This is a genomic window from Protofrankia sp. Cas3, from assembly GCF_963555955.1.
GTDB lineage: Bacteria > Actinomycetota > Actinomycetes > Frankiales > Frankiaceae > Protofrankia.
Map to the genome: position 1 here is coordinate 1 of NZ_CAUVXP010000232.1, position 6,339 is coordinate 6,339.

6 protein-coding genes are annotated in these 6,339 nt (G+C 66.2%); all 6 read right to left on the bottom strand.

Features of this window, described 5'->3' with window-relative positions; translation table 11 throughout:
* Positions 1-18: 18 nt before the first annotated feature.
* The gene (locus U9983_RS25900; RefSeq protein WP_322756517.1) at positions 19-1,287 is read right to left on the bottom strand and encodes a helix-turn-helix domain-containing protein; all 1,269 of its coding nucleotides are present in this window, start codon (positions 1,285-1,287) and stop codon (positions 19-21) included.
* Between the two features lie 437 nt (positions 1,288-1,724).
* Positions 1,725-2,261: a methylated-DNA--[protein]-cysteine S-methyltransferase gene (locus U9983_RS25905; RefSeq protein ID WP_322756518.1), complete on the bottom strand. Its 537-nt coding sequence runs from the start codon at positions 2,259-2,261 to the stop codon at positions 1,725-1,727.
* Between the two features lie 154 nt (positions 2,262-2,415).
* A complete protein-coding gene (locus U9983_RS25910) occupies positions 2,416-3,429 on the bottom strand; it encodes a phosphotransferase enzyme family protein (RefSeq protein WP_322756519.1) in 1,014 nt (337 codons plus the stop codon).
* Positions 3,430-3,552: 123 nt separating this feature from the next.
* Positions 3,553-4,257: an alpha-ketoglutarate-dependent dioxygenase AlkB gene (locus U9983_RS25915; protein WP_322756520.1), complete on the bottom strand. Its 705-nt coding sequence runs from the start codon at positions 4,255-4,257 to the stop codon at positions 3,553-3,555.
* 219 nt (positions 4,258-4,476) lie between these two features.
* Positions 4,477-5,763, bottom strand: a complete 1,287-nt coding sequence (locus U9983_RS25920) for a putative T7SS-secreted protein (RefSeq protein ID WP_322756521.1) — start codon at positions 5,761-5,763, stop codon at positions 4,477-4,479.
* Between the two features lie 250 nt (positions 5,764-6,013).
* A partial coding sequence (locus U9983_RS25925) for a YncE family protein (RefSeq protein WP_416211548.1) occupies positions 6,014-6,339 on the bottom strand: 326 nt, incomplete at its 5' end.

Consider the following 6,339-nt stretch of genomic DNA (forward strand, 5'->3'; position numbering starts at 1 on the left):
AACCGGCCGTGCGACGAACTACGCCGCGCCACTGGTCCGCTCGTGATGCACACGAGACTGCGCGGCGCCGGCAGCCGCAGCCTGCTCGATCGCCGCAAGCCCCGGCAGGCTGGCGGGAGCTGCTCGTTCCGCCCCGACCGCGGACGGAGCCCCCTGGGCAACGCCAGCCGGCGCGGTGACCCATGAACGGCAGGAGCGGCACAGGCACTCCGACGCAGACGCGGGCAGATGGTCCAAGCGCCGAAGAAGGTGATCAACAGGATCGTCAACCCGGCCGGCTCCAAGGCTCGGTCCGATGGTGTCCACCAGATGCATGGCCAGTTCCGCCGCGCTCCACAGACCGATGGTCAAGATTCGGGCGAGCCGATCGCTGGCGACGGTGAGGCTCTCCGGATCGCGCCGCATCGCACAGGCCAACGTTGCGACGACCTGGCCGGCGGCGTCGGCAACGAGGCGCTCTGCCACTACGGGCAGGTCTGGTTCGCCCCCGCCTGCGGTGGGTGCGACGACGGTAGGTGCGACGACGGTAGGTGCGACGACGGTAGGCGCTAGCCCGACCGGTGCAACCACGGCGCTTGGGGACCCTGAAGATTCCTGCGCCGGCGCAGGGCCGGGTGTGACCGCCGAGAGGTTCCCGATGCCCGTCAGCGCCTTAGCCACAGCGGTGCCGGTGACGCGGGAACGGCGCCGGGCAGCGGCACTCGGGCGATCTGAGGAAGGCCGTGCGCCAGCCTGACGCGGCAGCGGCCCGGCGCTGTCGGGTACGCCGTCACCGATCGGGACGGGAGCGCGCCGGGCCGATCCGCCGACGGCAGAAGCTGCTGGGGCCGGCATCACTGGGGCCGGCGCGACAGATGCGGTCGCCCGGACCGAGTCGGACATGCTCAGCACGAAGCTTGCGGGTCGGCGAGCGGCCGGCCGGGTCAGACCGATCAGCCAGCCGAGGTCGCGCAACAACCGGATCTGTCGTTGCACATGGGTGCGGCTGTAACCGGTCTCGGCGGCCAGCGTCACGAGTCCGGGCGAACAGACCGCGGCGGGTCCAGGCAGCGCCGGCTGGCCGGGTTCGCAGATCGTCGCCACGTCCACCGCGTGGCTTGCGAGAGCCAGCGCGACGAGCTTTGCCGCACGCGGGAGACATGAGCGCAGCACCGCACGCTGCCAGGCGGTGCGATCCGCCACCGGCGTCCCGGAATCGGATGCCGGAAGGAGTACCAGTGCGCCTGGGATCGCCAGCTGGGTCCCGCTGCCGACGTTGGTGAGCAACGTCGGGATGTCGTCGACCACATTCCTCCTTCCGCGCTCGTGCTACCCGCGACCAGAACGGCTCGGTATCTACTAATAGTAGCGACTTCACTACTTGGAGCGTTTGTTGGTGTAGCAAGGGGCGCCCCTGGCGACATCGCCCGAACCGCGTCCAAGCACGGTACCCCGTAGACCCTGGCGATCACGCGCCCCTCGGCCACCGTCGACACATGAGGACAACACGGCTTCAAGATGTAGTTGTGTCATCATTGGGTAGTTGATCGAATGCTATCCGTCAAAATCAGTGCTACAAGCATCCCGTTGGAGCACGCATCCCGGGCCTCCATCAGAGGTATCAGGCTCCCACGGGGCCGCCGGGCACGCGACAAAGACCATGATCAAATAATTACGTCGCCACAACGAAAAGCTACATTACGTAACGAAAGTAGCGAAGTTGCACGTCACGGCAGGTCGGTCTCTCACCCGCGCTGGCCGGCGACCTTGCCTGACCTGTCCGGGACTGGATGGCACTGACCCGGGCTCAGGTGACCGCCACGGGCAAGGGTCCGACGCTCAAGGTCGAGAAGGTGCCGCTTGCGGCCGATACCACCGGAGTACCCGGTCAGAGCCCCACTTGAACCGATCACCCGATGGCACGGGACCACGATGGGAAGCGGATTCCGACCGTTGGCGAGCCCAACCGCGCGGAAGGCCGACGGCCGTCCGACCGCTGCGGCGATCTCGGCATAGCTCCGGGTCGTACCATAGGGAATGGCTGCCACGGCCGCCCACACCGCCTCCTGGAACGGTGTACCGACCGGATGCAGCGGTACGTCGAAGGTGACCCGGTCACCCATGAAGTACGCCTCGAGCTGCTCGATCACATCACGGAACGCAACCGGATCGGACTCGAGACCGTCCAACCACGGCGGGCCGGCAGCCGGCTCGTTCATGTGGATTGCACGCAGAGTCACGTCGTCACCAACCAGCAGCAACGGACCCAGCGGTGAAGCCATTCTGGCCTGTCGGGTGACGCCTTCCACGCAGCCTGACGCTACCTTTCTGCTACTACACAGGGAAACGATGGGGTCACAACGGCGTGCGGGTGTCGCGTTGTCGGGCCCGGCCGACCTGATCGGGAACAACCTGACCGCCGGCAGCGGTCGTGCGTCAACACCTTCCGCTCAGGTAGTCATCGGCAAGATCGCACGATGTCGCGACATACCGCGTCACACTGTCGACCGCGTCGGCCTCCGGATGCGAACCCAGCCAGGCGACCAACAACAGCCGACGGAGCATGATGAAGGTCGCCACCATCGCCTCCTCGTCGGCGGACACCGGCCGGTGCCGCCGGTAGGAGGTGAGCCAGGCATCCACCAGGTCACCAACCGCTGGCAGATGTTCGATGAACGACAGAGACGCAGCAAGATCATAAAGGTACCAGGTGAACCCACAGTCGTCGAAGTCGATGACTGTGAGCTCATCCGCCTGCCCGTTGACCAGCAGGTTCGCCAGCCGCATGTCAGCGTGGACAAGCCCGAACCGGTCCGCGCCACGGCCGAACCGCTCAATCCGGCGGCGGATCTCGTCGGCGGCCCGGGTCAGGACGGCAACACTGGCCGGGTCGACCTCCGACGTGCCGGCCTGCCAGCGACCCCAACGACCGTCCGCTCCCAGAGTCGTTCGCCACGTCCACTCGAACCGGGTGAAGCCGCTCGGACGCCGCCAGCCACAAGCATGTTGATGAAGCCGCGCCGCGATCTCGCCAAGTGCGGCGAAACCGCGCATGAGGCCCACAGCATCGGATGGCTCCGGCGAAGATCCCGCCACCCAATCGAAGAGCACCGCATAGCGCGGTTGGGTGTGCACACCTGAGCTGGCTGAGTCACGCGCGGTCATGGCCACCAAGTCACCCTGACGGGTCGGTACGACCCGCGGCGTATCCACCACGCCGTTACGCCGAAGCGTCCGCGTCCAGAGCAGCTCGGAAGTGATCTCCTCAAACCGATGATAGCCGGGTCGGTGCAGCCGCAACGCCCAACGACGGCCCGTTGCAGGATCTTCAACCTGGTAGGTGACGTTCTCCGAGACGCACAGGAGGCTTACGGTTAGTACCGCTCCAAGGTCGTAAGCGGTGAGGACCTCCTCAACCAGCGCATCCGTCGGATTTCGGTCAAGCAGCACAGTTCTGATCATAATCAGGCGGCACCAAGCGCCGGCCGGGCCTGGAACGGCCAGGCCTGGACCGGCATACGACGCAGCAGAGAGCGTCCGCACAACAGAAACCGTCCGGGTGCGACCAGAGCGTCAGGGCGAGAACGTGCGGGGGGCGCCATACCCGGGCCCTCGCTCGGGACGGCCTGTTCGCGACGTCCAGCGCCACTGAACGGACACCCTGCCAGCCACCACGCCACGGACCTTCGGGACCGCATGCAACCAGTCAGCCTGGCAACGGCCACCGAGAACAAGTAGATCACCCGAACCCGGTAGCAGGTCACGGGCACCGCTGTCGTCATTCAGGATGCGCCGTCCCGGCGCCAGGTGGCGGGACTTCACCAGGAACGGCCGGCGGGCACCTGTCGTGAGGATCGCGATCACCGTGTTGTCGAGCCACCGCATCTCCCGATCCCGGTGAAAGGCGACGCTGTCATTACCATCGCGATACCAGGACAGTCCGAACCCGTCGAAGTCGACCTGGTAGCGCCGCCGCAGCACGCGGTAGGCCTCGACCAGCGCCGGGTACGGCACCGGCCGACCGCGAGAGATCCACGAAGTTAGCCGCGGCTCAGTCACATAACGCTCATAACGCCACATGGCGCCCTGTTTCCATGGCACGGACCCGGTCAGCTCGCGGTAGAGCCGGTCAGCCCCGGTCATCCAGCCGCGTGCGACGTCGACCCAGGATGTGTCATCGAACCAGATTCGCTCGAAGGTCGCGTCCGAATCGACCGAAGTGCCCAGAATCTCGGCGGCATCAACCGCGCCGGCGGTGGATTCCGAGACGCCTGGCATTGACGGATCGGGCCTCCACTCAGACGTCGATCTCCGTACACCGCTCATGCCTACCGCCCCTTCCCCGCCCGCACCCACGTGTGTATCCATCCGTCGACAACCACCGCGACCTTCTCCTCCGACACCTCAACAAGATCATTATCATGATAACCGAGCCAACCGCGCCGAAGGTAGTCGGTCGGGTGCCACCGACCATCCCGTCAAACACCTCGCCGACCGTCACGGGTTCGACATGGGTCCGGCGGTAGACGCTTCGTCCGGTATTTCGGCCAGGTCGGTGGCGACCTTTCGTTTCGGCGAGTCGGACGGTCTAAGCGCGTGGTCCAGATCAGCAGGCCGAGCAGCCACGCGTTCACCCGGGCCGGTGACGGCGAAAGCGTCTTTCGCCACTCGGTGGCGGCCGCGAGGCAGCAGTCTTCTCAGCACGCTGGTGGTCCGGGTGCGACCACCGCGGAGGCGCTCGGCCATCGCCGCCAGGAGGGTACGCCCCGTGGTCCGTAAGATCCGGGCGAATGCTCGGCCATCGCGCAAGGACTGCCTGGCGCCCCGGACGGCCCGGGCGGCGCCGGCTGTGGTGGTCAGACCGACCGGACCGGGAATGCAGTCGGCCAGGGCAAACAGAACGTCCCACAGGGATGCCCGGCCGGCCGCGTATTCCATGAGAGTGTCAGCGAGGACGACGAGTGCGGCGGCGAAGATGACCCACGCCACCGGACCGCCGACGATCAGTACAACGACACCCAGGACTGCGACGGTGATTTTTGCGACGCGGACGGCGGCATGCCAGAAACGGCCGGCACGTTCTACCAATCCTGCCCAGGAATGCCAGGATCTGTTCTTCAGGCCCGCATGCGACGCGCTCCGGATCGCGTGCACACAGGTCGCCGCGGCATCCGCACGCATCTGCTTCGCGGTGAGAGCGAGCCGACGGGCGGCATCCAGATCATCCTGAGCGGAATCGACGGAGCTTTGCGCCAGGTCGAGTTTTGCCCGCACGGTATCGCGGTTACGAATCGCCTGCACCACCCGCGCCGGATCGGGCTGGGGAATGTCGATCGGGTACCCATGTGACGCCGAGGTCAGCTCCGATACCGTCGACGCCGCGGAGGTGAACGCGATGTGCGCCGGACCGACCAGCGTCTGGGCATGGTCCCGGCGGGCGCGTGCGTCCCGTCCCCGGGCGAGCGCGTTGTCGGCCCGCGCCTGGGCCGCGTCAAGATCCGGGTTGAACGCGTTCAACGCATTCCCCGCCAGCCGATAGGAATTCGCGAGCTTCTGTAACTGCCCGGGGAACTCGGCCAACTCGTCGCGAAAGGCAGTACCCGACTCGCCCTGCCACGATATTGCAACACAGGAGGTGGTAATCGCCGTCAGATTTTCACTAGCATGATCTACATCGGCGGCGAATTCCAGGAACTTCCGTGCCAGTTCTCGTACCGAGAACGGATCCCCGGGCGTGGGATCAGCATCCAGATCGAGAACAGCCCAGTCCGTGGGTCGGTTCATCGAACGAACCCATGGCGACAAGAAACACGCATTTGCATCACTCCGGGCCGGGTCAGGGGTCTAGCCAGCCACAAGCAGCGCGACCACAGCTCCCTTCGCGCCGCCGGAGGCCCGAAGGGGCGGCAGGCCGACAGCCAACGTGGACATATGAAAGATAACCCGGATCCCAGCCGCGCGCACGGCTTTCACCCATTCAAAATGCGACCATTTCCGGGGCCCACGCTAAATGGTCGCAACAGATTCGTACCGGTCAGCGCAGGATGCCGGTGTGGCCGAGGGAGTAACGACCCGGCTGGGGCCAGACGCAGACGCCGTGTGGACCCGGACCGACCCTGATCCGTGCCAGCAGGTTGCCGTCCTTCGTCGAGATCGCGTAGACCTCGCTGTTGTAACGGCCGGCCAGCCACAGGACCGACCCGTCGGCCGACACCCCGCCCATGTCAGGACTACCCCCACCGCGGATCGGCCACGTGGTCCGAACCTGGCGGGTCGTGAAGTCCACGACGGAGACGGAGCCCTCACCGCGGTTCGACACGTACATCACGGTTGCGTCCCGACTCGGGTACAGGCCATGAG